Source organism: Candidatus Rickettsia barbarica (assembly GCF_041477405.1).
GTDB lineage: Bacteria > Pseudomonadota > Alphaproteobacteria > Rickettsiales > Rickettsiaceae > Rickettsia > Rickettsia rickettsii.
In genome coordinates this window covers 196,813-219,984 of record NZ_JBEWYL010000002.1, presented here as the reverse complement: position 1 = coordinate 219,984, position 23,172 = coordinate 196,813, and the positions used below count along the sequence as shown (strand labels likewise).

The following is a 23,172-nucleotide window of genomic DNA, read 5'->3' as shown; positions in this document are numbered from 1 at the left end:
CAGGTTTGTAGGTATCGTTACTTGGCTTGTTTATGTCATTCTCACAATAACAATTTCACTACTCCACAGCTTTCTCAAGATTTACTATTATAACGGGTAACTTATTAATTTCTTGTTTTAAGGTTTTACGGATTGTTCCTTTTATTGCCCCGATTACTTGTTCATCCGACAATGCTTTTTTAGCCTGTTTATTTTGAATGGTAACAAGTTCTTTAATGTCGTTTTTAATGAGGTTAACTAATGCCATATCCTCTTTCGGATCAAGCAGCCCGGGCATAGACAGCATTGGGTTTGCAGCAAGTAGTCCTTTTTTATTAATGACTACTGATGCTACCACAATACCCGACTCACACATACGTCTTCTAGCTTTGAAAATCGGAGATTCAACGGGCAGCAAATAATTACCGTCAACAGCTAAATAACCGTTTTCAACCTTTGAAATTACTTTTGCATTATTAGGTTCAAGCAGTACTACACTACCATTTTCAACCTCTACTACCTGTTTTATGCCGTTTTTCTTAGCAAGCTTAACATGTTCATGAATATGTACAGGCTCGCCGTGAACAGGTATACAAATATTCGGTCTAATTAGAGAATACATTTTTTGTAGCTCGTCAATCGATGGATGTCCTGAAACATGTACAAAATGGTCTCGCTCGGTAATAACTTCTATACCGGCTTTAACAAATATATTAAATAGCCTGAATATTTTCTTTTCATTACCCGGAATAATTTTTGAAGAAAAAATCATTGTATCCTTAGGAACAAGCTTGATAGACGGATGAGAATTACTAGCCAGTTTTGCGGTAGCAGCCATAGGCTCACCTTGACAACCGGTAGCAATTACTAATAATTCTTTTCTTCTAAATCTGCTAACATCACGTTCACTAATTAGAGGAGCAATATCTTTCAAATAGCCGCTTTCCTGTGCAGCAAGCATCATACGGTGCAAACTTCTACCGGTTAAGACTACTTTTCTACCCGCAAGCCCTGCAGCATGAATTATTGTATCAAGCCGTGCTAAATTAGAGGCAAAGGTTGAAACTACTACCATTTGAGGACAACCGGCTATAATATCTACTAAACTTTTTCTAACATCCCCCTCAGAACCTGAGCTTCCTTTATTAAATACGTTAGTTGAATCACAAACAAGTGCAAGAACCCCTTCATCTCCGTAAGATTTTAAAAGCTCCTCATCGGCTTTTTTCCCAAGTATCGGATCGTTATCAAATTTCCAATCCCCCGTATGTAAAATATTACCTGCATCCGTACGGATCATAATTGCTTGCATTTCAGGAGCCGAGTGAGTCAGTGGCACCATCTCTAAGGAAAAAGGATCTAGATTTATTTTACTACCGGGTTTTACTTCATGAATTTTTATATTTTTAGCAAAATCATATTCATTTAAACGAATTTTTAGAAAATTTGCTGTAAAAGTAGTAATATAAATAGGACATTTAAGTCTATTCCATAAATATTGGACTCCACCTAAATGATCCTCGTGAGCATGAGTTAAAATCAGACCTACTATATCTTTTTTATATTTCTCGATAAAGCTGCTATCAGCAATTATCATATTAACACCGGGTAAATAATCATCGGCAAAACCGCTACCACAATCAATCATTAACCATTGACCTTGATAATGGTAAAGATTAAGATTCATACCTATTTCATTAGATCCCCCTAGCGGTACAAATAGCAGATCATTTTTATGATTTTTGATGTTGAATGATGACATAGACATAATTTAACTTAATATTTATTTTATTATTTTATTCTTATAACTTATTATTAGTTAAGCGTCTATATATTAAAAAAGAAATTCATATAATGAATATAAATAAAATAGCATTAATTTATAACCACAATTCCAAACATTTAGCTATTATAGAGGAAATAAAAAAACTCTATAATTATTGTAAAATAGAGGAAGCGGAGGTCATTATCGTAATAGGCGGGGATGGAGAATTACTACATAATATTCACCGCTATATGCATCTTAATATACCTTTTTACGGAGTTAATTTAGGAAGCCTCGGCTTTTTAATGAATCCTTTAGATACCAAAAAATTATTACAAAATATACATGAAAGTACGGTTTCTATCCTAAATCCTCTTCTTATGCAAGTCGAAGATACGAGCGGTCAAATATATACGGCACTTGCTATTAACGAAGTATCGATATTTCGTAAAACTAATCAAGCTGCTAAATTTAGAATAGAAGTAAACGGGATAGAGAGAATGAGCGAATTAGTAGCAGACGGAGCTTTAGTTGCAACACCTGCCGGAAGTAGTGCTTATAATTTATCTGCCAGCGGTCCTATTTTACCGCTTGAGTCAAACATGTTATGCCTAACCCCTATCTGCTCGTTTAGACCGCGTAGATGGCACGGTGCTTTACTGCTTTCATCTGCTACGATTAAATTTGAAATACTTAATACAAATAAACGACCGGTAAATGCTACTGCCGACTTTCAGGAGTTTAATAATATCACAAATGTTACCGTTAAATCTACTAAGGATAAGCCTGTCAAACTGCTCTTTAATAACAACCATACGCTGGAAGATAGAATTATTAAAGAGCAATTCGGTGGGTAATTATTAAAAAATATTAATAATTTTTTGACTAAGAATTAAACTAATGTATAATGCCTTGTTAAAAATAACTAGGCATCATATATGAAATCAAGTTTTCTATTAACTTTTCTGAAAATAACCATATTTTATGGTTACCATGTAAAGCTCCAATATTACCTTAAATACAGCTATAGAATTGTACTCAGCAATAGTTAAGGATTTTGATATAAAAAATAATTATTTAAGAACTATTGAAGAAATAAAAAATTCAAAATTAGCTTCAGAATTTGCTAATTTAGCAATTAAGAAGATAAAAGAGGTAAAAACCCCAAAAGAGCTATTGGAATGTGTATTAAAAAATACAGTTACGAAGAACTTAAAAATCATGAGTTATTTAAAGAGTATGAGATTAGTGAATATAATGCTTTAATTAATAAAAATTCTAAAGTAGAAATATTTTTTGAATACAAACCTAGCTCCAATTCTTCTAACCCTATCACTAAGATTATCAATAAATTTATCGCTAAGGAAAATATTTTTCGTTTAGCCGTAGTAGAAAAGAATATTGCATTAATGGAAGAAGTAACTAAAGCTATACTTAAATCAGCACCTATAGTTGTAAATTTACTTAAAACTCAAGGAGAATGGTATCAAAAATATCTAAATTTTATTGCAGAAATTTATTTCAACCTGATATTATTAAACAATTAGCAAATATAGAAGATTTTGCTATTCTAGGCTCTTTTTCTGAAATATTGCTTGCTACCAAAAAATATGATGAAATAATAACATTACTTGCACCACGACCAGCGAATCTAGTAAACAATGAGCAAAAACAGGAAAGTAAATTCATCTATTTTTGCCGTTATAATCTATCAGTAGCCTATAATAATACAGGAAAATTATCATTAGACGAAGAACAATTATTACGCATTTTAAAGGATCAGCCAAACGATAGCGCTTCATCAATCTATAGCTTATTTAATATTTATTTACTTAACGAAAGGGCAACAGCAACAAAAAATTTAATCAAAAATGCTCCTACAGATATCAAAATTTTGACAGCAATGAGATTTAATTTAGCTGAAATTGCTGAAGCTAAATTAAATCTAATTAACCAAGACAATTTATCTAAAGATAGTCAAGAACAGTTTCGATGTTTTCAATATATTGCCAAATACAATCAATATTCTGCTGCTGAGAAAATTGTGAATGAAGACAACCTAAAGGATGAGTGAATCGAAATTAGCAACTCTATTAGTGGTGTTATATTACTATCTACAACAGCCTTATATACCAAACAATATGAATTAGCTAAACAATTTATACAAAAAATACCTAAAAATAAAATAACTCCATATCTCAGTAATATCTTCCAGGCAATAGAATTTTTATAAATCCTGAAGAATATATTAACCAAATTCATATCGAAGCTCTTGTTAGCAACCTTAATTTTGCACAAGCACAAGCTATAGAAAAAATTAATAAGATTATCACTTGTTTAATCGCAATTAAGAAATACAACTTAGCGTTAAAGAAAGTTGAGGAAATTTTACAATATGATAATAAAAATCAGGAAGCCATTGAAATTAGATAAGAATCAATGTGATAAATTTATAAATGCCTTAAAGAAAGATATAATATATAGACAACAGGGGGATAACGGCGTTAAATTTATCGGTAAAAAGTAGTTGACATTAAAATTGATGGTGACCAGCGTTTATTCACAAATATATTACATTCAAACGAACAAGGTGAATTACTGATACATTTTGATCATCAAGGAAATCATAATGATATAATAAAATTCGCCGGCGAACATCATCTAGAATTTCATCAAGATTCACTATAACTTTAATAAAATTATTAATTTTTACTCAAAAGGTTGGCGTAGGTTAATAGCGGCAGATACGGTACCCTCGTCTAAATAATCAAGTTCACCTCCGATAGGTATACCGCTAGCAAGGCGAGAAATTTTCGCAGGATGCTCTTTTAAATATTCTGTAATAAAATAAGCAGTAGTCTGACCTTCTAAAGTAGAATTAGTAGCAATAATAACTTCTTTAATATTTTCTGCAAAACATCTTGTAAGTAGTTCAGGTAACCGAAGTATGCTAGGGTTTTGTCTACTAGCTGCCGATAAATTATGACCGAGTACATGATATAAACCTTTAAAATTACCGCTACGCTCCATTGCCCATAATTCAGCCACAGTTTCGACAATAGCAATAATTGATTTATCTCTATATTCAGAAGAACAAATACGGCACATATTTTCCGTATCCATATTACCGCAAATCTCGCATTTTACTATTTTCTTATCTATCTCTACAAGATTATTAATCAGGCTTTTTAACCTTAAGTCTTTATCTTGTAATAGGTAAAGCGCTATACGTCTTGCCGATCTAATACCAAGACCGGGTAATTTTGAAAAAAGATAAATTAGCTGATCTATATCATTATCATTTGTTTCATTCATAAATATACTCGTTTAATTTGAAAAATGAGCTACGTCGTATTATAAGAACTGCAGTACTCACCTATTAAGTGTATATGCTCCGCTCCTCGCCTTATATACTCCTTGCTCTTTTCCAAATTAAACTTCGTCTATTACTTAGTATTACTTAGGAGTATATTTAAGACTTAATAACGACGGTTCCGGCTATCTTATCATGTAATGCTTGTTTTTTAGAAGAAAAAAGTATGAAAAAAATACCGATAGGAAAAGTCATATACCCTAAAAATCTTTTAATTAACTGCTTTAAGGTCGGACGATTTAATGTTACGGCATCTACGATTTTCATACGTAAAAACATTTTACTAAACGTTGCACCTTTATAATACCAAAGCGTTATGAAATATGAGCCTATTACTAATATATTAGTAGCAAAAATTGAAATATTAAACAAAATATATTTATTAAAATTTCCTGCTTTAAGATATTCATAAAATTCCTGACTCATAACCGAGTTAAACATTTCATTGGGATTATGAAGATTAATGTTATTGCTAAGGAAGTAATCATTAAAGAACAACCATAATAAATTAAAAGAACAAAATTGTGATATTGGGATTGCTATAAAGGCAAATACTGATAAATCAAGTGCCGTAGAAAAAATTCGTGCTATAAAATCAGGATAAATAATTTGCTTTTTCATTGCCAGTTACTTTATTTTGGTGTTAGATAGTAAGGGTTATGGTAATCTCAGGATTTTGGCATGAGATTGCTTCGTCAAAACTTACAGTTTTTCCTCGCAATGACGATTAATACCCCTAATCAAAATTCAATATATTACATTCATGAATCAATTTGAAGCATATAGTTTATTATTTGTTGATAGTTTTGTCTCAAATCTTGTTATAGGTTTTCAGAATGAATTAATATTTCATTCTATGAAAATATTCGGAGGCTATAATAGTTTAATAATGCTGTTAGTAGCTATTTGTGCTTCTCTTAGCGGTAATGCAATCAATTATATTTTTGGAAAAATAGTTTTAAATATCTTTTATGCTTCCAAAAATACACAAAATATTTTAAGACATAAAAATTTAACAAAACTATATTATAAATATGAGATATTTATAATTTTCTTAATGGCATTTGCTTTTTGGGGAAGCTTTATTTCTTTATTCTCCGGTTTTTTTAAAACAAAATTTCTAAAATTTTTAGGTATTGGTTGTTTGGCAAAAGCATGCTATTATGCCTTAGAATTGTATATATTTTTTAACGCATGAAAAAATTAACAAAAACTCATTCTCATAGACAACAAAAATTAGCAAGCATTATAAATGAAGCATTAATAGAAATTCTAAGGCGTGGCAAAATGCTGGATACCAGACTTTTTGATTGTCCTCTCACTATTACGAAAGTTATAGTTACTGCTGATCTCAAAATAGCTAATTGTTATTTCTTGCCTTTTAATACTAAACTAACAATAGATGAAATTATGGATGCATTAAATAATTCTAAAAATGCTATCAGAAATTTTATTACTAATAAAATAAATATGAAATTCTCGCCTGATATAAGATTTCATTACGATCACGGATTTGATAATGCTATAAAAGTGGTACACTTATTAAAAGATCTCTGAATATAAAAATCTAATAATTTATTAAAAAATTATTATTAATAAATTGTTTTAATATTTAGGTTATTGTATCATGCCATATTTTAATCAGTAACGTTATAACTTAAATATGGCATAACAAAATACGGATTTAGTATCTTGGAATCAACCTTCATGTACAATACGTACGGCAATGTTTGCATATTAATTATTTCCTTTTTTAATATCATTGATGCAAAGATTATCAATAATTAAGTTATTGATAATCTTGTTATTTATATCTTATGGGATAATTTCTGCTCCTTATGCTTTTCAATGGCTGCAGACCCATATTAGTAACGAAAGAGTACAATTTGCTTACGGTAAAAGCTTAATAATGTTTTTAGGTGTATTTATTTTTGGTTGTATAACATTTTTTATTACAAAATATATAAAATCTTTGAAACTTAATTATATTATTTATGATATTATTACATTTGTAGGAATTGCTGTTTTTGTTTATATTTTTATTATAATTAATGCAGAAACACTTTGGTGGCTTGCAGTTGGCTCATCCTTAATAATTATTGGAACATCTAATGATTCAGGATTAAGTACACTTATTTTCGGTAATCCAATAACATATTTTCTAGATCAAATTTCATATGCTTTATACCTTTCTGTTTTTACTACAGAATTTTTGTAGCATATTACTGGATTGATCCAACTCCTTTATGGCTTAACTTTGCTACTTCGGTTACAATAGCTACTATGTTGCATTATAAAATTGAATTACCAGCTCGCCAGTTCATTCATCAATTAAAAGTGAATTTTTTATTAAATAACTTTAAAAGATTATTTTTTTATATTAATATATAAAAATAATCTTTTAATAAAAATAAATAGAAAATGTCTCCTCAAATAATAGAGTTATTAACTTTTGCCGTTATTGCCTTTTACATTATCAACAAATTAATTACGACTCTTGGTTCTACTTCAGAAGAGGAACAAACAAAGCAAAAATCTTATTTTGGCGAACCGGTTATTAAGGACGTAACTTACAGTATAGTTAAATCTAATAAAGAAGAAAAAAATATTCCAACAGCCCAAGATATTAAAGCTTTTAAAGATATAATAGTAGAACATAATATAACTGCGGTCGTAGATGGAATGGAACAAGTCCATAAACGCCTTTACTCCTTTGATCCGGTTAAATTCATAAATAATGCTAAAACTGCTTTTCAAATGATTATAGAAGCTGCTTATAAAAAAGATGCTAAAGAATTATCTGAGCTGATAGATAAAAGATACTTGGAAGAATTTGAAAAAATAACACCGTCCTATGGTGATTTTTTTGACTCATCGGCTTTAAGTGCAAAATATTCAGAAATTTACATGTTCGGTAATAATATATTTATTAAATTACTATTTCAAGGTAAAAATGTAGTTGACAAAATCGAAGATTTAAAAGAAGAATGGACATTTACACGTAATGCTAATACCAAAGAAGTTGATTGGTTTTTAAGCAATATTGAGAGAGTGTAACAATTATATTTTATGACCTGAATGTCATTCCCGCTTCCGCGGAAATGACATCAAAAGACTATAAAACTAAATAACAAACTATTAGTAGTGAGTAAAATTTTCTATATTATAGGCACTATATTAATAATAAGTGTCGGTATTTTTATGCTTCAAACGATAACGGATAACAATCAAATAATCCCCAGAAAAGTTTTATTCGGTAACCCTGATAAAGCAAGGGTTTCTCTAACCCACGACGGCAAATATATTCTATATGTTGCACCGAAAGACGGTGTATTAAACATTTGGCTAGCACCCTCAGATGATATTAGTAAAGCAGAAGCCATAACCCATGATAAAGGACGCGGTATTTGGTCTTATGCTAAAGCTTATAATAATAAAAATATTTTATATACCCAAGACTTTAACGGTGATGAAAATGACCGAATTTATAGCTATAACATAGAGACAAAAGAGACAAAATTACTTACTCCTGCAAAAGGAGTTAAAGCCAAAATAGCCGGAGCAAGTCATAAGAAGCCAAATGAGATATTAATATATTTAAATGAGCGTAATCCTGAATATTTTGATATTTACAAATTAAATCTAGATACTCTAGAAAAAGCACTGATTTATAAAAATGATAGATTTACTGATTATGTAACTGATGAAAATTTAAATTTAAGATTCGGTAGCTTACTAGATAAAGACGGAGCTGTTGAATATTATGAATTAAAAGACGGAGAACCAAGGTTATTTACTAAGATATCAATGGAAGATTCTTTTAACACTTCCATACTTGGTTTTGATGCTAGCGGTGAAACTTTATATATGCTAGAGGGACGTAATCGTAATACCTCCGCACTTAAAGTTATAACACTAGCTACAGGTAGTGAAGAAATATTAGCCGAAGATACAAAAGCTGATATCGGCTTATTTACAATTCATCCCACAAAGCAAACTCCGCAAGCAGTATCTATAGATTATGATAGAGTCTCATATAAAATATTAGATAAAGATATTGAAGATGATATTAAATATTTGCAATCTATTGATCGCGGTGATTTAATTATTAATAGTAGGACGCTAGACGATAAAACTTGGATCGTTGCTCATATGGCTGATAATGCACCGGTGAAATATTATAAATATGATAGGGTAAATAAAAAAGCTGAGTTTTTATTTACTAATCGCAAAGAACTTGAGCAATATAATCTTGCTAAGATGATACCGATAATTATCAAGTCACGTGACGGGCTTGATTTAGTTAGCTATATCACTTTTCCAAATGATGTAAAGCTCGATAAAAATAATATACCCGATAGAAAAGTACCTCTAATTTTAAATGTCCACGGCGGTCCGTGGGTACGTGATAGCTGGGGATACAATCCTGAGCATCAGTGGCTTGCAAATCGTGGTTACGCAGTTTTAAGTATAAATTACCGTGGTTCTACCGGTTTTGGGAAAGATTTCTTAAACGCCGGTAATTTAGAATATGCCGGTAAAATGCACACCGATTTAATTGATGGTGTTAACTGGGCTATTAAGAATAATATAGTTGATTCTGACAAAGTTTGTATTATGGGTGGAAGCTATGGAGGTTATGCAACGCTTGTAGGTCTTACCATGACGCCTGACGTATTTGCTTGCGGTATTGACGTTGTCGGTATGTCTAATTTATTAACTCATGTGCAATCTAAAGCTCCTTATATGACACCATTGTTAAGTATATATAAAACACGTATAGGACCTTGGGATACTGAAGAAGAAAAAGAATTTTTAAGACACAGATCACCGATTAATTTTGTTGATAATATCAAAAAGCCTTTATTTATAGCACAAGGTGTTCACGATGTGAGAGTCGTGCAGGCAGAATCAGAACAGATTGTACACAGCATGCAAGCAAAGCATATACCGGTAGTTTATGCACTTTACAAAGATGAAGGTCATGGATTTGCAAAAGCCGGTAATCGAATCTCATATTACGCTCTTGCCGAGCAGTTTTTAGCTAAGGTTTTAAAAGGAAGAGCGGAACATATAGGAGATGACTTAAAGAATGCTAATCTCATTCTGAATGATAAAGAAAAAATTAGCGGTACAGAGGCAGAAAAGATTATAGATACGGCCATTGGGAATTAAGCAGAAACTATCATACCGTGACTCGGTGTCACCCCGTCGTGGCTTGCCCATGGGATCTAGTTACAAATACTAATAATTTTAGTATTTTTTATTATTTTTTAGATTCCTGCTTTCGCAGGAAAATGACACAGAAGAGCGACAATGACATTAAGTAAGTTTGAGTACTATCATGCTACTTACAAATACTGAAAATTCTTACGGCTTAATTGCAAAACTTTTTCACTGGATTATGAGCATTATAGTTATAGTAATGCTCGTTGTCGGTGTCTTAATGGATAATTTCTTAGAACTTCCTTTAAAATGGCAATTATACGAGATCCATAAAGCAACCGGTATAGTTGTTTTATCTTTAGTAATAATAAGGCTTTTATGGAAATTCTATAATGCTAATGTTTTGCTACCGGAAGATATACCGAATTGGCAAAAAAAGCCGCTAATATAATATACATTTGCTATAGCTTTTAATGTTATTAATGCCGATAAGCGGCTTTCTAATAACTATTTTATCAAACCATCATATTGATTTTTATGGTTTGTTTACTATAAATTCTTTTGCTCCAGATTTACAATTTGCCAAAATCTTTAAAAAAAATCTATAAAAATGCTGCTTATTTACTGCTTTAATTATTTTGATATACTAGCTGCATTATATCATCACTTTATTAGGAAAGATAACGTATTCAAAAAGGATAGTGAATGAGTAACCTCATTATAAACTTATTGACATATAATAAATTGTGTTTTATATACAAAGTAAGATCAGATAACTTCCTATATTAGTATTATGAGTAAAAGTGCCAGAGTAGTAATCTCATCGAAACAGGTAGTTATACCTAAATATATAAGAAATAAACTTGGTTTACATTCAGGCTCTGAGTTAATAATTAACTACAAAAAAAAATGAAACATTAGAATTGCTTCCCATAAAAAAGATATCTATAGCTTTTTTGGTAAAGATAAACATAAAGCTAAAAACGGTCCGGTGGATGTAGATGAAGCTATTAGTATTGCGGTTATCGAAAATGATAGGAATTGACACTAATATCTTAACTCACACTTTTCTTGAAGATGATAAAATACAAGGTAAAGCAGCTCAAAATTTCTTAAACAATAACATCACTAATAAGATTGTTATTGCATCATATGCATTACTTGAATTTCTATGGGTGCTAAAAGTAAATAAATTTACTCGCCAGGAAATTTATGAAGCAGTAATTAATCTTATTGATAATTCCGGCTTTATCATTGGGCATCAAGACATAATAATATCAGCTACTGAGAAATATATTAAAGGTAAAGCAGACTTTGTGGATTATATAATTATTGCAGAAGGAGAAGTCAATAGTGCTAATAAGTTTATCACTTTTGATAAAGATCTAGTAAAAGAAGTTAAAAATGCATCTTATCCATAAAAATTAATAGCAATTTAAATAATTTATTTAAAATGAATATTCATGAATATCAAGCAAAAGAGATTTTAAGAAAATACGGCGTACCTACTTCCACCGGGCTAGTTGTTACGAAAACCGAAAAGATTAATGAAACCATAGATAAATTAAATACGGAAGTATATGTGGTTAAAGCACAAATACATGCCGGCGGTAGAGGTAAAGCAGGCGGTGTTAAGGTTGTTAAGAGTAAAGAAGAAGCCAAAAAAGTTGCTCATGACATGTTTGGTATTAATTTAGTAACGCATCAAACAGGACCTCAAGGACAAAAAGTAAACCGTCTCTATATCGAATCAGGTTGTGATATTTTAAAAGAATATTATTTTAGTATAGTATTTGATAGATCGGCTAGCTGTATTACTTTTATAGCTTCTAAAGAAGGAGGAGTTGATATTGAAGCAGTAGCAGAAAAAACTCCGAACAAAATTATTAAATTTTCCATTGATCCTGCAACCGGTTTACAAGATTTTCATATGCGAGGCATAGCTTATGAGTTAGGCTTTAAGGATAACCAAGCTAAACAGATGAAAGAAATAGTAAAATCAGTCTATAATGCTTTTATTGAAACCGATGCAGCACAAATTGAAATCAACCCATTAATTGTAAATAGCAACGGAAACTTATTAGCTTTAGATGCAAAAATTACTTTTGACGATAACGGCTTATTTCGGCATCCGAATATTACGGCAATGCGTGATCATGATGAAGAAGATCCTCTAGAAACTAGAGCAGCAAATGCAGGACTTAGCTATGTAAAAATGGACGGTAATATCGGTTGTATGGTTAACGGTGCCGGTCTTGCCATGGCCACTATGGATATTATTAAACTTTACGGTGCTTCGCCTGCTAATTTCTTGGATGTCGGTGGTGGAGCTGATCATGAGCGTGTAAAAGAAGCTTTAAAAATACTTTTATCTGATAAAAAAGTACAAGCGATTCTAGTTAATATTTTCGGCGGTATCATGCGTTGTGATATTATAGCAGAAGGGATTATTGCCGCTGCAAAAGACATAGGTATAAAAGTACCGTTAGTAGTTCGTTTAGCCGGTACAAACGTTGAAAAAGGCGAAGAAATTTTATCAAATTCCGGTTTAGCAATAATACCGGCACATGATTTAGCAGATGCGGCAAATAAAATAGTTGAAGCGATACGGTAGATAACCGTCATGAGCTATACAGGCATTGACCTTGTTGTATAGCTCGAAAAACCAGTTCAGTGTCATACCGTGGCTTGACCACAGTATCCATAAAAAAATTAAAAAAGGATTGGATCACGCGATCAAGTCGCGGGATGACATCAAAGTAAAATAAAAACAATAAACATTATTTAACATGGCAATATTAATAAATAAAAAAACACAAGTTATCTGTCAGGGTTTTACTGGTTTACAAGGAACTTTTCACTCTGAACAAACGATAGCGTACGGCACTAACATGGTTGGCGGTGTTACACCCGGCAAAGGCGGTCATACTCACCTTGATTTACCTGTATATAATACCGTACATGAAGCAAAAGCAAAAACCGGTGCAAATGCAAGCGTTATATATGTTCCGCCCGGCTTTGCCGCTGATTCAATATTAGAAGCAATCGATGCCGAAATTGAAGTAGTAGTATGTATAACGGAAGGAATTCCAGTGCTTGATATGGTGAAAGTAAAACGTGCTTTAGTCGGTTCTAAAACTAGATTAATCGGTCCTAACTGCCCTGGAGTTATCACACCGGGTGAATGTAAAATCGGTATTATGCCTGGGCATATTCATAAAAGAGGCACAATAGGTATTGTTTCAAGATCAGGTACTCTAACTTATGAAGCAGTAGCACAAACAACAGCAGTAGGACTTGGACAATCTACGTGTGTCGGTATAGGCGGCGATCCTGTTAACGGCACTAATTTTGTTGATTGTATTGAGATGTTTTTGAAAGATGATGAAACAAAAGCAATTATTATGATCGGTGAAATTGGCGGTAATGCAGAAGAAGATGCAGCTGAGTTTATCAAGCAGTCAAAAATCAAGAAACCTATAGTAAGCTTTATTGCAGGTATTACAGCACCTCCAGGTAAAAGAATGGGACATGCCGGAGCCATTATTGTCGGAAGAACAGGAAGTGCCGAAGATAAGCTTGAAGCTCTACAAAGTGCCGGCGTAATTATCACTAGATCCCCTGCCGATATCGGTAAAACTATGTTAGATTTACTAAATAAAGGCTAAAGTTATTCAAGAGCAATTGCTGTCATTCCTACTAGGCCTTGTTGCGTGGAGACTGAAGACCATCATTGCGAGGAAATTACGTAACTAATTGACGAAGCAATTTCAGGATGCTTGACAAGATTGCCACGTCGCTTCGCTCCTCGCAATGATGATTTGGTATCCATGCAACAATGCTTTCACGGAAATAACATAAAAAGCATTTACTGGTCTACGCAACAATTCTTAAGAACTCTTAATTACCCCTAATTTCTTTAACTATATTTAGTAATTGTGGGAAATCTATTAACCCAGATATTAATTTTGAATCGATTATATACGCAGGTACTCCTTGAATTCTAAGACTTCTAGCTATGTTCATATTTTGAGTAATTAAATCTTTAATCTCATTACTATCGGCAATTTCTTCAATTTCCGTAGCATTTAAGCCATGCTCAGTTAATAATTCTTTTATAGATTCCTGAGAAACATCTCTGATTTTTATTAATTCATCATGAACAGCTTTGAATTTACTTGGATTAACCTTATAAACGGCTAAAACTATTCTTGCAAGATATTCGGAAACATCTCCAAGGATAGGAAGCGGTCGTAATACAACTTTAACTTTTGGATCGTTTTGCAATAATTCATTTATAGAAACATCGCCTTTTTTACAATAAGAACAATTGTAATCATAAAAAGCAATTATTGTTACATCACCGTCTTTATTTCCTATAACAGGCAAACTTGTGCTATCTTCAATACTTAATTTATTATCTTTTATATAGTTATTAACTTTAGTCTCATTTTCCTGTACTTTACGTTTTTGCAACCCTTCTATTGATTCTATTATTATTTCCGGAGTTTTAAGCAAATAATCTTTGATTATTTCTTGTACTCTTTCCTCTTCACATTTTCTTGCATCTTCGCTTTGTTTAACCTCAACGGAAACCGCATTTGTAGAATAAGTTTTCATTGTTTTGAAAACAAATAAAACTCCTATTATAACTATAAATATAACCAATATTTTACCTATAATATGCTGCATAAATACCTTTTTTAAAATTTTATATCTTCCTAAAGTCTAAGTAATTCTATATGTCATTCCCGCGAAAGCGGGAATGACATAAAACGAGCTATGTAACAAAGCCGGCTTGTCATCCGGTGTAGCAAAGTCCATTACTTCTGTCTTATTAATCTGCTCTGATCTCTTTTCCAGTCTTTTTCTTTAATTGACTCTCTTTTATCATGTAATTTCTTACCTTTAGCAATACCAAGTTCAACTTTCACTTTATTTTTTTTATTAAAATACATAGAAAGAGCTACTAGCGTATAGCCTTTTATTCTAATTCTACCGATAATTTTCTTTATCTCTTTAGTATGCAACAATAATTTACGCGGTCTACGAGTAGCATGATTAAATCTATTCGCTTTTTCATATTCTGCAATATGGCAGTTATACAAAAATACCTCATGTCCGGTATCTGCCGCATGACTTTCTTCTATAGAAGCTTTGCCCTGACGCAGAGACCGTACTTCACTGCCCTTTAATACAATACCCGCTTCTAACCTTTCTTCAATAAAATAATTAAAAAGGGCTTTCTTATTTTGTGCAATAACTTTCTTATATTCAGTCATATTTTTATAGATAGTGATGTTATGATGTTTTCAATTTGTTTTTTGGCACTATCGCTTGCTTCAGTTAATGGGAGTCTAATTTCATTTTCACATAAACCTAAATAATGTGCAGCATATTTTATCGGAATCGGATTAGATTCTACAAATAATACTGTATATAAAGGTAGTAATTTCTGATGGATTTCTAATGCTCCTTTATTATCATTCTTATTCCATTTTTCTAATAGCTCCTTACATATATTAGGAACAATATTAGAGGCTACAGAAGTCCACCCCACCCCACCTTGAGCATTAAAAGCTAGGACTACTTCATCATTACCGGTTAAAATATTGAAATCCTTTTTAACTGTTGCTCTGATCCGCAATGAACGTTCTAAATCTACACCACAATCTTTTAATGCTAAAATACGCGGTAGCTTGCTAAGTCTCAATATTGTCTCATCAGAAAAATCTACTCCGCTTCTAGTTGGAGCTGAATATAACATAATAGGTAGATTACACGCTTCATGCAATGCTTCAAAATGTTTATAAATCCCGTGTTGGGTAGGTTTGACATAAGATGGTGGACTAGCCATAAAACCATCTACGCCGATTTTTGTAGATTCCGCTGCAAGTGCTCTTGCATAAGTAGTATTATTTGATGAACACCCGCTTATTATAGGAATACACTTATTAACGATTTCTACGCTAGTTTGCAGTAATAGTTTATATTCTTCAAAGCTTAAACTACTACTTTCTCCCGTTGAGCCTGCAATTAATACTGCATCGACTTCATGCTTTATTTGATGTTTTACAATTCTCTCTAAAGCATATAAGTCTAACTTATTATCTTTAAAAGGTGTTATAAGTGCGGTAATTAAACCTTTAAATATGTTATGCATGATTTTTTTGATTTTAATTGTTTAGCTTATTAAATCGTCATTACGAGAAGAATTACGTAGTAATTCGACGAAGCAATCTCAGGAGTTTGTTATTATTTCATGAAATTGCCACACAGTCTACGACTGCTCGCAATGACGACTCGGTATCCATACACAGGCAATACCTCCTCGCAATGACGTTTCTTCTACTCCCTAACAACACGCCTATACTCTTCTTTCAAACGATCTGCAATTTTATGATCATCAAAAATAATCTTTTTATTGCCAAGATCTATAGAATCAATATTTTGTACCTCAATTGCTGTGCCTGTAACAAAACATCCGGTAAAATCCTCTATTTGCTCTAATTTTAAACGCTCTTCTTTTACTTCTAGACCTAAATCTTTTGCAATTTCAATAATAGCCTGTCTTGTTATACCATTTAAAAACCTATCGGCAATTGGAGTATATAATATTTTATCTTTAACAAAGAAAATATTTGTTGTAGTGCATTCAGCAATATACCCTTCATAATCAAGTAATAATGCATCCTCATAGCCAAGAGCCTTAGCTTCTTTTTTACTCGTTATTGCCATATTATATTGAGCGGTGGATTTAGATTGTACCGGAGTGCTATCAGGCATTGCTTTACGCCAGCGGCTTACATGCAAATTTATACCTTTCTCAAAAGACCTCGGCATAGATGGAATACCGGCAATCAAAAGATTAGTAGATAAATACTGATTAGTGATATTTAGCGACTCGTCTCCGCACCAAATAAGCGGTCTTATATATGCATCCTTAATATTATTTTGTTTTATTACACGTTCATGAGCCTTTATTATCTCGTCTACATTATAAGGTACTTTCAAACCTAATGCTTCTGCTGATTTTATTAATCTTGCCGTATGTTCTTTTAGTTTAAAAACTTTGCCGTTATAAGCTCTCTCACCCTCAAATACCGATCCTGAATAATGCAGGCTATGAGTCAAAACATGAATCCTTGCAAATTGATAAGGAACTAAATCACCGTTAATCCAAACATGCCCCAAAATTTGCTCTAGTTTTACCATTGTCATTAACCTATATTTATATTAAAGTATTGTCAATCGTCATGAGCTATACGGCCGTAGTTCTTATGTCATTCCTGCGAAAGCGGGAATCCATTAGTATTTAACGTCATCCCGCGACTTGATCGCAGGATCTCAGAACACAGCCTGCGACATAAGGTCCCGTGGTCAAGCCACGGGATGACAATAGTGAAATACAATTTTCTTAAATTAAACGAGTATACATGCATACATACAAAGCACATATTTTAATCGTTGATGATGATAGCAGAATATTAGCACTTTTAAAGCAATTTTTAAATAAAAACGCGTTTTTAGTATCAACGACAAGCTCAGTCATAGAAGCTAAAAATCTATTAAAAACTTCTAATTATGATTTAATTATTTTAGATGTTATGTTACCTGAAATAACAGGGCTTGATTTTGCTACTACTATAAGGGATGCCGGTAATAATATTCCTATAGTTATGCTTACTGCTTTATCGGAAGCTGATGACCGTGTTAAAGGACTTGAAGCCGGTGCCTCTGATTATATAACTAAACCTTTTGAACCGAGAGAATTATTACTTCGGATAAATAACTTAATCAATAATTATAATAACTTTACAAAAGAAACGAATATAATTAAATTCGGCAATAATTTTTATAATTCCGATACAAAAGAATTTACCAAGAATAATCAAATTGTATCTCTTAGCTCTACTGAACAAAAATTACTTGAGATATTAATAAAAAATTCCGGTAAATCTACTAGTCGTTTTGAACTGTCAAAAATAATGGGAGGGCTTAGTATGCGTTCTATCGATGTACAAATTACAAGAATAAGAAGCAAAATAGAAGACAACCCAAAAGAGCCGAAATATTTAAAAACTGTGCGTAATGAGGGCTATGCACTTTATATCTAAATTATTACAGCATATTTCAAAGAGCTTCAGACAAGATGAATTTAAAAGCGAGCCTACACAGCGTATAAAAATACGTGAGCACAGACGAATCTTGAAAAATTCGCTTGTATCAAGCTCTTTGAAATATGCTTTACCAAGAACATTATTTGTACGGTTTATGTTTATTATAATCATTCCGATTTTAATAGGACAAATCGTTGCTATATTTTTGTTTTACGATCGTCATTGGTATAATGTTTCATATTATACTAGTACTATTATTATCAATGAAATAGAATCATTGATTAAAGAACATAGAAATAATTCAAGAAAGATAACCCATTTATCGGAAAATTATCTTAATTTATCTTATCAGTTTCAGCTTAATAAAAAGTTATCTATAAAACAGCCTAAATTAGGTGAATCTTTAACTATATTCAAAAATATTTTAGCTACAAAAATCCATGAAAAAAATATAGTTAAACTAAATAAGGAAAATAAAATTGAAGTATTTTTAGAATTAAAAGATGGAGTATTATATATTACTTTTCCTGCAAAGTTACTACTTAATCCTACAGTATATATATTTGTTTTATGGGTTATATCTTTAACTGTTATATTACTTTCTGTTTCTATTATTTTCTCCAAAAAGCAAATTAAATCAATACTCACTCTTGCGGATAGCATGGATAAATTTGGTCGAGGTATTTTAAAAGGCAAAAATTTTAAACCTTCAGGAGCCTTAGAAATAAGAAAAGCAGGGCTTGCTTTTTTAAAAATGAAAGCTCGTATTGAAAAACAAATTACTAAAAAAACCACTATGCTTGCTATGATTTCTCATGACCTGAGAACTCCTTTAACAAGAATGAAGCTACAACTTGAATTGATGGAAGAAAGCGAAGAAAGCGAAGGGTTAAAACAAGATATATTAACTATGCAGCAAATGATAAATTCTTATTTAGATTTTGCTAAAGGTGAAAATACAGAAGAATTTGAAGACATTTTATTATTACCTTGGATGGAACGTTTTTTTAACAAATGGTCACATGTAAATATTGAATTTATAAAATCTACTAATTTAGATAAACTAGAAGTATGCATTAAGCCGCATTCTTTTGAAAGAGCCTTGTCTAATTTAATCGGTAACGCTATAAAATATGGAACTAAAATTAAGATATCCTCAAAAGATAATTCATCTACCGTAGCTATAATTATTGAGGATAACGGTCCCGGTATAGATGATACGGAAACACACCTTGTATTTAAACCGTTTTATAGATCGGATAAAGCAAGACAACTTGATAATGCAAGTAACGTAGGGCTTGGGCTTGCTATTACTAAAGAAATAATAAACGATCATAAAGGCTCTATTTATTTAGAAGATAGCAAGGATCTAGGCGGGCTATCGGTAAGAATCGAAATACCTAAAATATGACTACCGATGTCATTCCCGTGTAGAGGCCAAGTCGTCATTACAAGGATAGGCAAAGCCGAGGGCGTGACAATCTCAGAAATTTTATATTGTTTCATGAGATTGCCATGCTCCTTGCAGTCGCTCGCAATGACCGAAAAATCGATCCATGCAGCAACATCTAAAATATAAAATAATGACTAACATAAAACATTTAGCAATAATAATGGACGGTAATGCTCGTTGGGCAGATCAGCATAACTTAACAAAATCTGAAGGGCATAAAGCAGGAGCCGATAAAATTCGTGAATTACTGCCTGAGTTTCTTAACCTTAACATACCTTATATAACTTTATATACTTTCTCTTCCGAAAATTGGCAACGCTCAAGCACGGAAGTAGATTTCTTAATAAAATTATTAAGTATTTATTTAAAAACCGAATTAAATAATTTACATAAAAACGGCGTTAAAATAAAAGTAATAGGTAGGCTGACTTTATTAAGTAGCTCATTGCAAAAACAAATAAATAATGCTATAGAATTAACAAAAAATAATAATAAGATAACGCTTTGTATAGCTTTTAGTTATGGAAGTCGTCAAGAAATAGTTGATGCCTGCACAAAAATTATTACAAGCGGTAAAAAAGCAGTAAGTGACAGCGATATACAACACGCTTTATATGATCCTGAAATGCCGGATGTAGATTTATTAATAAGACCGGGCGGGGTTTATCGTATCAGTAATTTCTTGCTTTGGCAAGCAGCTTATGCTGAATTATATTTCTCACCCAAATATTGGCCTGATTTTAATAAATATGATATACAAGAAGCTATAAATGATTACTCAAAAAGGAAAAGAACATTTGGTAAAAGATAAACAAAAATCAAACATATATTTAAGAATCCTGTCCGGTATAGTTTTAGTTCCGTTATTCGTCATAGCTATATTATGGTGTAAGCCTTTATTCTATATTCTAATAATATTAGTAGGTACGGGAATGTTAAGTGAATGGTATAATATGACCTACTCTTCTATTCCTGATCTATTAATCGGGCTAATTATTATTCCGATTCCTATAAGCCTATTAATATTTTTAAGTATGGAAGATACCAATAGATGGCTTATTATGCTTTATTTTTGCATAATGTGGTCGGTAGATACTTTCGCTATGATTGGCGGTAAAACTTTTAAAGGAGCAAAACTTGCTCCGAAACTTAGTCCTAAAAAAACCTGGAGCGGTTTAGTGACGGGAGTATTATCAGCAGGTTTAGTTGCAGTATTAGTGAGTTTTATACCAAACTTTCATATTGAAAATTACTATTTTTCAAATAAAATTTATTTGTTTATAATTAGTTGTATATTAGCATTAATAGCTCAATTAAGTGATTTATTTATTTCATATTTTAAGCGAAAATTTAATATTAAAGATAGCGGTCATATAATACCCGGTCATGGAGGAGTGCTAGACAGATTTGATAGTATTATTTTAACCGCTCTGATATTATTTCTTATGAATATATATTTATGATAATACATTTAAATAATCATGCTAAAAAAATAATTTTAAATATCGTTTTAGCTGTACTGCTTGGATATTTTGTTTTTCATTGCATATATGGTAACAAAGGGATTATTGCATATCTAAAAGTAAATAGGCAGCTTGAAAAAGCTTATGATGAACTAAAAGGCTTACGAGCAGAAAGAGTAGAACTTGAGCATAACGTCAAATTACTTCGAACGGAATCTCTAAATAAAGATATGTTAGAAGAACAAGCAAAGAAAGTTTTAGGAGTAGCTGCTCCAAATGAGCAGGTGTTTAATCACCAATAACAAAACTTTGTTGTCATCCCGTGACTTGATCGCAGGATCCAGGCTTTTTTAATTTTTTTTGATACCGTGGTCAAGCCACGGTATGACACAGAATGCGTTTTTCGATCCGCACAACAACATTATTGATTCAAAGGAATTAAAAATCATTTATGACTATAAAAATTTATCAAAACGACCTACCTAATAATTTTAAACTTGAAGGAGATCTAGCTATAGATACCGAGACAATGGGACTAAATCTACATAGAGATAAACTATGTTTGCTACAATTTAGTAACGGCAATGGTGAAGCTCATCTTGTTCATTTTACAAATCAAGATTATACAGCTCCTAATGTAAAAGCATTATTACTAGATAAAACTAGATGTAAGATATTTCATTTTGCTAGATTTGATCTAGCATCCATAAAAAAATATTTAAGTATAGATTTAGAAAATATCTTTTGTACTAAAATATCTTCAAAACTAGTTAGAACTTATACCGATAGTCATGGGCTTAAGGATTTGTGCCGAGAATTGCTTAATATAAATATTTCAAAACAACAACAATCTTCCTATTGGGGTGCGGATAATTTATCTTCAGAACAAAAAGAATATGCAGCAAAAGATGTGCTTTATTTGCATCAGTTAAAAGATATTTTACAAAAAATGCTACTTAAAGAAAATAGGTATGAACTTGCCCAAGATATTTTCCGTTTTTTACCGATAAGAGCTAATTTAGACCTTATCGGTTGGAATGAAATCGATATTTTCATGCATTAATTTATTAATACCATTTATTGACTTCAGGTATAAAATCAGGCGCACTCAGGCGCACTATTTAATAGTCTATCTGTAATAAATTTTAATTAATAATTGAAGATTTTTGCAGAAATAGCAATTCCTATTTCAAAAAAATCTTATAATTTACAGCAAAAAAAAATTAAATTACCGGTTAAAATTTATTACAGACAGTCTATTAGTAGCTAATTGATTTTTTTAAATTACTGAACCTACAATAGACTTATTGCATCATGTAGATAATAAGGAAGAATTTGAAGACGACACGGAAACACTTGCCACCGCAGCATACATAAAAATACGTAAGGATGTGAGTACCGGATTGACATACAAATTTACCCTTAGACGCAAGTTATACAAAAAGTTTAATTAATTAGTAACTAAAAGGGTATCTTTATGACTAATAGAAAAAAAATAGACGTGCTAGATTCAGAGTCAGATTTAAATCTAAGTATAGATAGTATAGCAAACCTCTGTTATCTTAGGATTATAACTTGTGAAACAGAAGAAGACACTTTAAGTATTGATGGCGGTGTTTTTGCCGCATTTTGGTAGGCAGCCAATTATATAATAGATAAAGTATTAATGCTAATAAACAATATTTACTATTACCTTAGAGAAGGGGCATTATGAAACTTCATCTTATCAGAGTTATAAGGGTGCTTCAAAAAGTACTTACCATAATAATTGCAGTAATTTTATAAATGAGATGCAGCAGCATTATGACGCTTCATTAGATAAACATAAGGAGGTAGTTTTAGGTCATACTACT

The 23,172-nt window shown here is 31.6% G+C and carries 27 protein-coding genes and 1 pseudogene; 21 read left to right on the top strand and 7 right to left on the bottom strand.

Features of this window, described 5'->3' with window-relative positions; genetic code table 11:
- Positions 1-58: 58 nt before the first annotated feature.
- Entirely contained in the window at positions 59-1,741 is a 1,683-nt protein-coding gene (locus ABVF33_RS03715; protein WP_499706309.1) for a ribonuclease J, read from the bottom strand.
- A gap of 92 nt (positions 1,742-1,833) precedes the next feature.
- Between ABVF33_RS03715 and ABVF33_RS03710 the strand changes: the two genes are divergently transcribed.
- The 4 genes from ABVF33_RS03710 to ABVF33_RS03695 all read left to right on the top strand — a co-directional run bounded on the left by ABVF33_RS03710 (position 1,834) and on the right by ABVF33_RS03695 (position 4,271).
- The gene (locus tag ABVF33_RS03710; RefSeq protein WP_499706308.1) at positions 1,834-2,601 is read left to right on the top strand and encodes an NAD kinase; all 768 of its coding nucleotides are present in this window, start codon (positions 1,834-1,836) and stop codon (positions 2,599-2,601) included.
- A 324-nt stretch (positions 2,602-2,925) separates the two neighbouring features.
- Positions 2,926-3,291: a hypothetical protein gene (locus ABVF33_RS03705; RefSeq protein WP_499706307.1), complete on the top strand. Its 366-nt coding sequence runs from the start codon at positions 2,926-2,928 to the stop codon at positions 3,289-3,291.
- Complete coding sequence (locus ABVF33_RS03700; RefSeq protein WP_499706449.1) at positions 3,225-3,818, top strand: hypothetical protein; 594 nt, start codon at positions 3,225-3,227, stop codon at positions 3,816-3,818. The genes ABVF33_RS03705 and ABVF33_RS03700 overlap by 67 nt, the downstream gene beginning before the upstream one ends.
- Before the next feature lie 321 nt (positions 3,819-4,139).
- Positions 4,140-4,271 carry a hypothetical protein gene (locus ABVF33_RS03695; RefSeq protein ID WP_499706306.1) on the top strand — a complete coding sequence of 44 codons (132 nt, stop codon included), beginning with the start codon at positions 4,140-4,142 and terminating at the stop codon, positions 4,269-4,271.
- A gap of 182 nt (positions 4,272-4,453) precedes the next feature.
- Here ABVF33_RS03695 and recR read toward each other — a convergent pair whose 3' ends face one another.
- Both recR and ABVF33_RS03685 read right to left on the bottom strand, forming a co-directional pair.
- A complete protein-coding gene (gene recR, locus ABVF33_RS03690; protein WP_499706305.1) occupies positions 4,454-5,059 on the bottom strand; it encodes a recombination mediator RecR in 606 nt (201 codons plus the stop codon).
- Positions 5,060-5,216: 157 nt separating this feature from the next.
- Positions 5,217-5,738, bottom strand: coding sequence for an RDD family protein (locus ABVF33_RS03685; protein WP_499706304.1), 522 nt, complete (start codon positions 5,736-5,738; stop codon positions 5,217-5,219).
- 142 nt (positions 5,739-5,880) lie between these two features.
- Here ABVF33_RS03685 and ABVF33_RS03680 point away from each other — a divergent pair, with 142 nt between their 5' ends.
- From ABVF33_RS03680 to sucD, 10 genes and pseudogenes are all read left to right on the top strand, one after another.
- Entirely contained in the window at positions 5,881-6,315 is a 435-nt protein-coding gene (locus tag ABVF33_RS03680; RefSeq protein WP_499706303.1) for a YqaA family protein, read from the top strand.
- Positions 6,312-6,674, top strand: coding sequence for a 30S ribosome-binding factor RbfA (gene rbfA, locus ABVF33_RS03675; protein ID WP_499706302.1), 363 nt, complete (start codon positions 6,312-6,314; stop codon positions 6,672-6,674). Before ABVF33_RS03680 ends, rbfA begins: the two co-directional genes overlap by 4 nt.
- Positions 6,675-6,918: 244 nt before the next feature.
- On the top strand, positions 6,919-7,335 hold the full coding sequence (locus tag ABVF33_RS03670) for a hypothetical protein (protein ID WP_499706301.1): 417 nt from the start codon (positions 6,919-6,921) through the stop codon (positions 7,333-7,335).
- Between the two features lie 203 nt (positions 7,336-7,538).
- Positions 7,539-8,174 carry a Tim44/TimA family putative adaptor protein gene (locus ABVF33_RS03665; protein WP_499706300.1) on the top strand — a complete coding sequence of 212 codons (636 nt, stop codon included), beginning with the start codon at positions 7,539-7,541 and terminating at the stop codon, positions 8,172-8,174.
- A gap of 87 nt (positions 8,175-8,261) precedes the next feature.
- A complete protein-coding gene (locus ABVF33_RS03660) occupies positions 8,262-10,292 on the top strand; it encodes a S9 family peptidase (RefSeq protein ID WP_499706299.1) in 2,031 nt (676 codons plus the stop codon).
- A gap of 169 nt (positions 10,293-10,461) precedes the next feature.
- Positions 10,462-10,734 (top strand): cytochrome b, encoded by a 273-nt coding sequence (locus tag ABVF33_RS03655; RefSeq protein WP_499706298.1) that lies wholly within the window; start codon positions 10,462-10,464, stop codon positions 10,732-10,734.
- A 342-nt stretch (positions 10,735-11,076) separates the two neighbouring features.
- Positions 11,077-11,328 (top strand): annotated as a pseudogene (locus ABVF33_RS03650) (AbrB/MazE/SpoVT family DNA-binding domain-containing protein).
- Positions 11,315-11,704: a type II toxin-antitoxin system VapC family toxin gene (locus tag ABVF33_RS03645; protein ID WP_499706297.1), complete on the top strand. Its 390-nt coding sequence runs from the start codon at positions 11,315-11,317 to the stop codon at positions 11,702-11,704. Before ABVF33_RS03650 ends, ABVF33_RS03645 begins: the two are co-directional and overlap by 14 nt.
- A 32-nt stretch (positions 11,705-11,736) precedes the next feature.
- Positions 11,737-12,897 carry an ADP-forming succinate--CoA ligase subunit beta gene (gene sucC, locus ABVF33_RS03640; protein ID WP_499706296.1) on the top strand — a complete coding sequence of 387 codons (1,161 nt, stop codon included), beginning with the start codon at positions 11,737-11,739 and terminating at the stop codon, positions 12,895-12,897.
- 175 nt (positions 12,898-13,072) lie between these two features.
- Positions 13,073-13,951, top strand: coding sequence for a succinate--CoA ligase subunit alpha (sucD, locus tag ABVF33_RS03635; RefSeq protein WP_499706295.1), 879 nt, complete (start codon positions 13,073-13,075; stop codon positions 13,949-13,951).
- A gap of 232 nt (positions 13,952-14,183) precedes the next feature.
- On the opposite strand, the gene ABVF33_RS03630 is transcribed toward sucD, so the two are convergent.
- The 4 genes from ABVF33_RS03630 to ABVF33_RS03615 all read right to left on the bottom strand — a co-directional run bounded on the left by ABVF33_RS03630 (position 14,184) and on the right by ABVF33_RS03615 (position 17,504).
- Entirely contained in the window at positions 14,184-14,975 is a 792-nt protein-coding gene (locus tag ABVF33_RS03630; protein WP_499706294.1) for a DsbA family protein, read from the bottom strand.
- Between the two features lie 131 nt (positions 14,976-15,106).
- Positions 15,107-15,565: an SsrA-binding protein SmpB gene (gene smpB / locus ABVF33_RS03625; protein ID WP_004995749.1), complete on the bottom strand. Its 459-nt coding sequence runs from the start codon at positions 15,563-15,565 to the stop codon at positions 15,107-15,109.
- Complete coding sequence (gene dapA, locus ABVF33_RS03620; RefSeq protein WP_499706293.1) at positions 15,562-16,446, bottom strand: 4-hydroxy-tetrahydrodipicolinate synthase; 885 nt, start codon at positions 16,444-16,446, stop codon at positions 15,562-15,564. The genes smpB and dapA overlap by 4 nt, the downstream gene beginning before the upstream one ends.
- Positions 16,447-16,631: 185 nt before the next feature.
- Positions 16,632-17,504, bottom strand: coding sequence for a branched-chain amino acid transaminase (locus ABVF33_RS03615; RefSeq protein ID WP_499706292.1), 873 nt, complete (start codon positions 17,502-17,504; stop codon positions 16,632-16,634).
- Between the two features lie 215 nt (positions 17,505-17,719).
- On the opposite strand from ABVF33_RS03615, the gene ABVF33_RS03610 reads away from it, so the two are divergent.
- From ABVF33_RS03610 to ABVF33_RS03580, 7 genes are all read left to right on the top strand, one after another.
- Entirely contained in the window at positions 17,720-18,400 is a 681-nt protein-coding gene (locus ABVF33_RS03610) for a response regulator transcription factor (RefSeq protein ID WP_146709070.1), read from the top strand.
- Positions 18,384-19,814, top strand: a complete 1,431-nt coding sequence (locus ABVF33_RS03605; protein WP_499706291.1) for a palindromic element RPE3 domain-containing protein — start codon at positions 18,384-18,386, stop codon at positions 19,812-19,814. Before ABVF33_RS03610 ends, ABVF33_RS03605 begins: the two co-directional genes overlap by 17 nt.
- 145 nt (positions 19,815-19,959) lie before the next feature.
- Positions 19,960-20,667, top strand: coding sequence for a polyprenyl diphosphate synthase (gene uppS, locus ABVF33_RS03600; RefSeq protein ID WP_010977222.1), 708 nt, complete (start codon positions 19,960-19,962; stop codon positions 20,665-20,667).
- Entirely contained in the window at positions 20,627-21,319 is a 693-nt protein-coding gene (locus ABVF33_RS03595) for a phosphatidate cytidylyltransferase (protein WP_499706290.1), read from the top strand. The genes uppS and ABVF33_RS03595 overlap by 41 nt, the downstream gene beginning before the upstream one ends.
- Complete coding sequence (locus ABVF33_RS03590; protein ID WP_499706289.1) at positions 21,316-21,621, top strand: FtsB family cell division protein; 306 nt, start codon at positions 21,316-21,318, stop codon at positions 21,619-21,621. The genes ABVF33_RS03595 and ABVF33_RS03590 overlap by 4 nt, the downstream gene beginning before the upstream one ends.
- Positions 21,622-21,770: 149 nt before the next feature.
- Positions 21,771-22,382 (top strand): ribonuclease D, encoded by a 612-nt coding sequence (locus ABVF33_RS03585; protein WP_004995765.1) that lies wholly within the window; start codon positions 21,771-21,773, stop codon positions 22,380-22,382.
- Positions 22,383-22,796: 414 nt separating this feature from the next.
- Entirely contained in the window at positions 22,797-22,955 is a 159-nt protein-coding gene (locus tag ABVF33_RS03580) for a hypothetical protein (protein ID WP_499706288.1), read from the top strand.
- Positions 22,956-23,172: the final 217 nt, after the last annotated feature.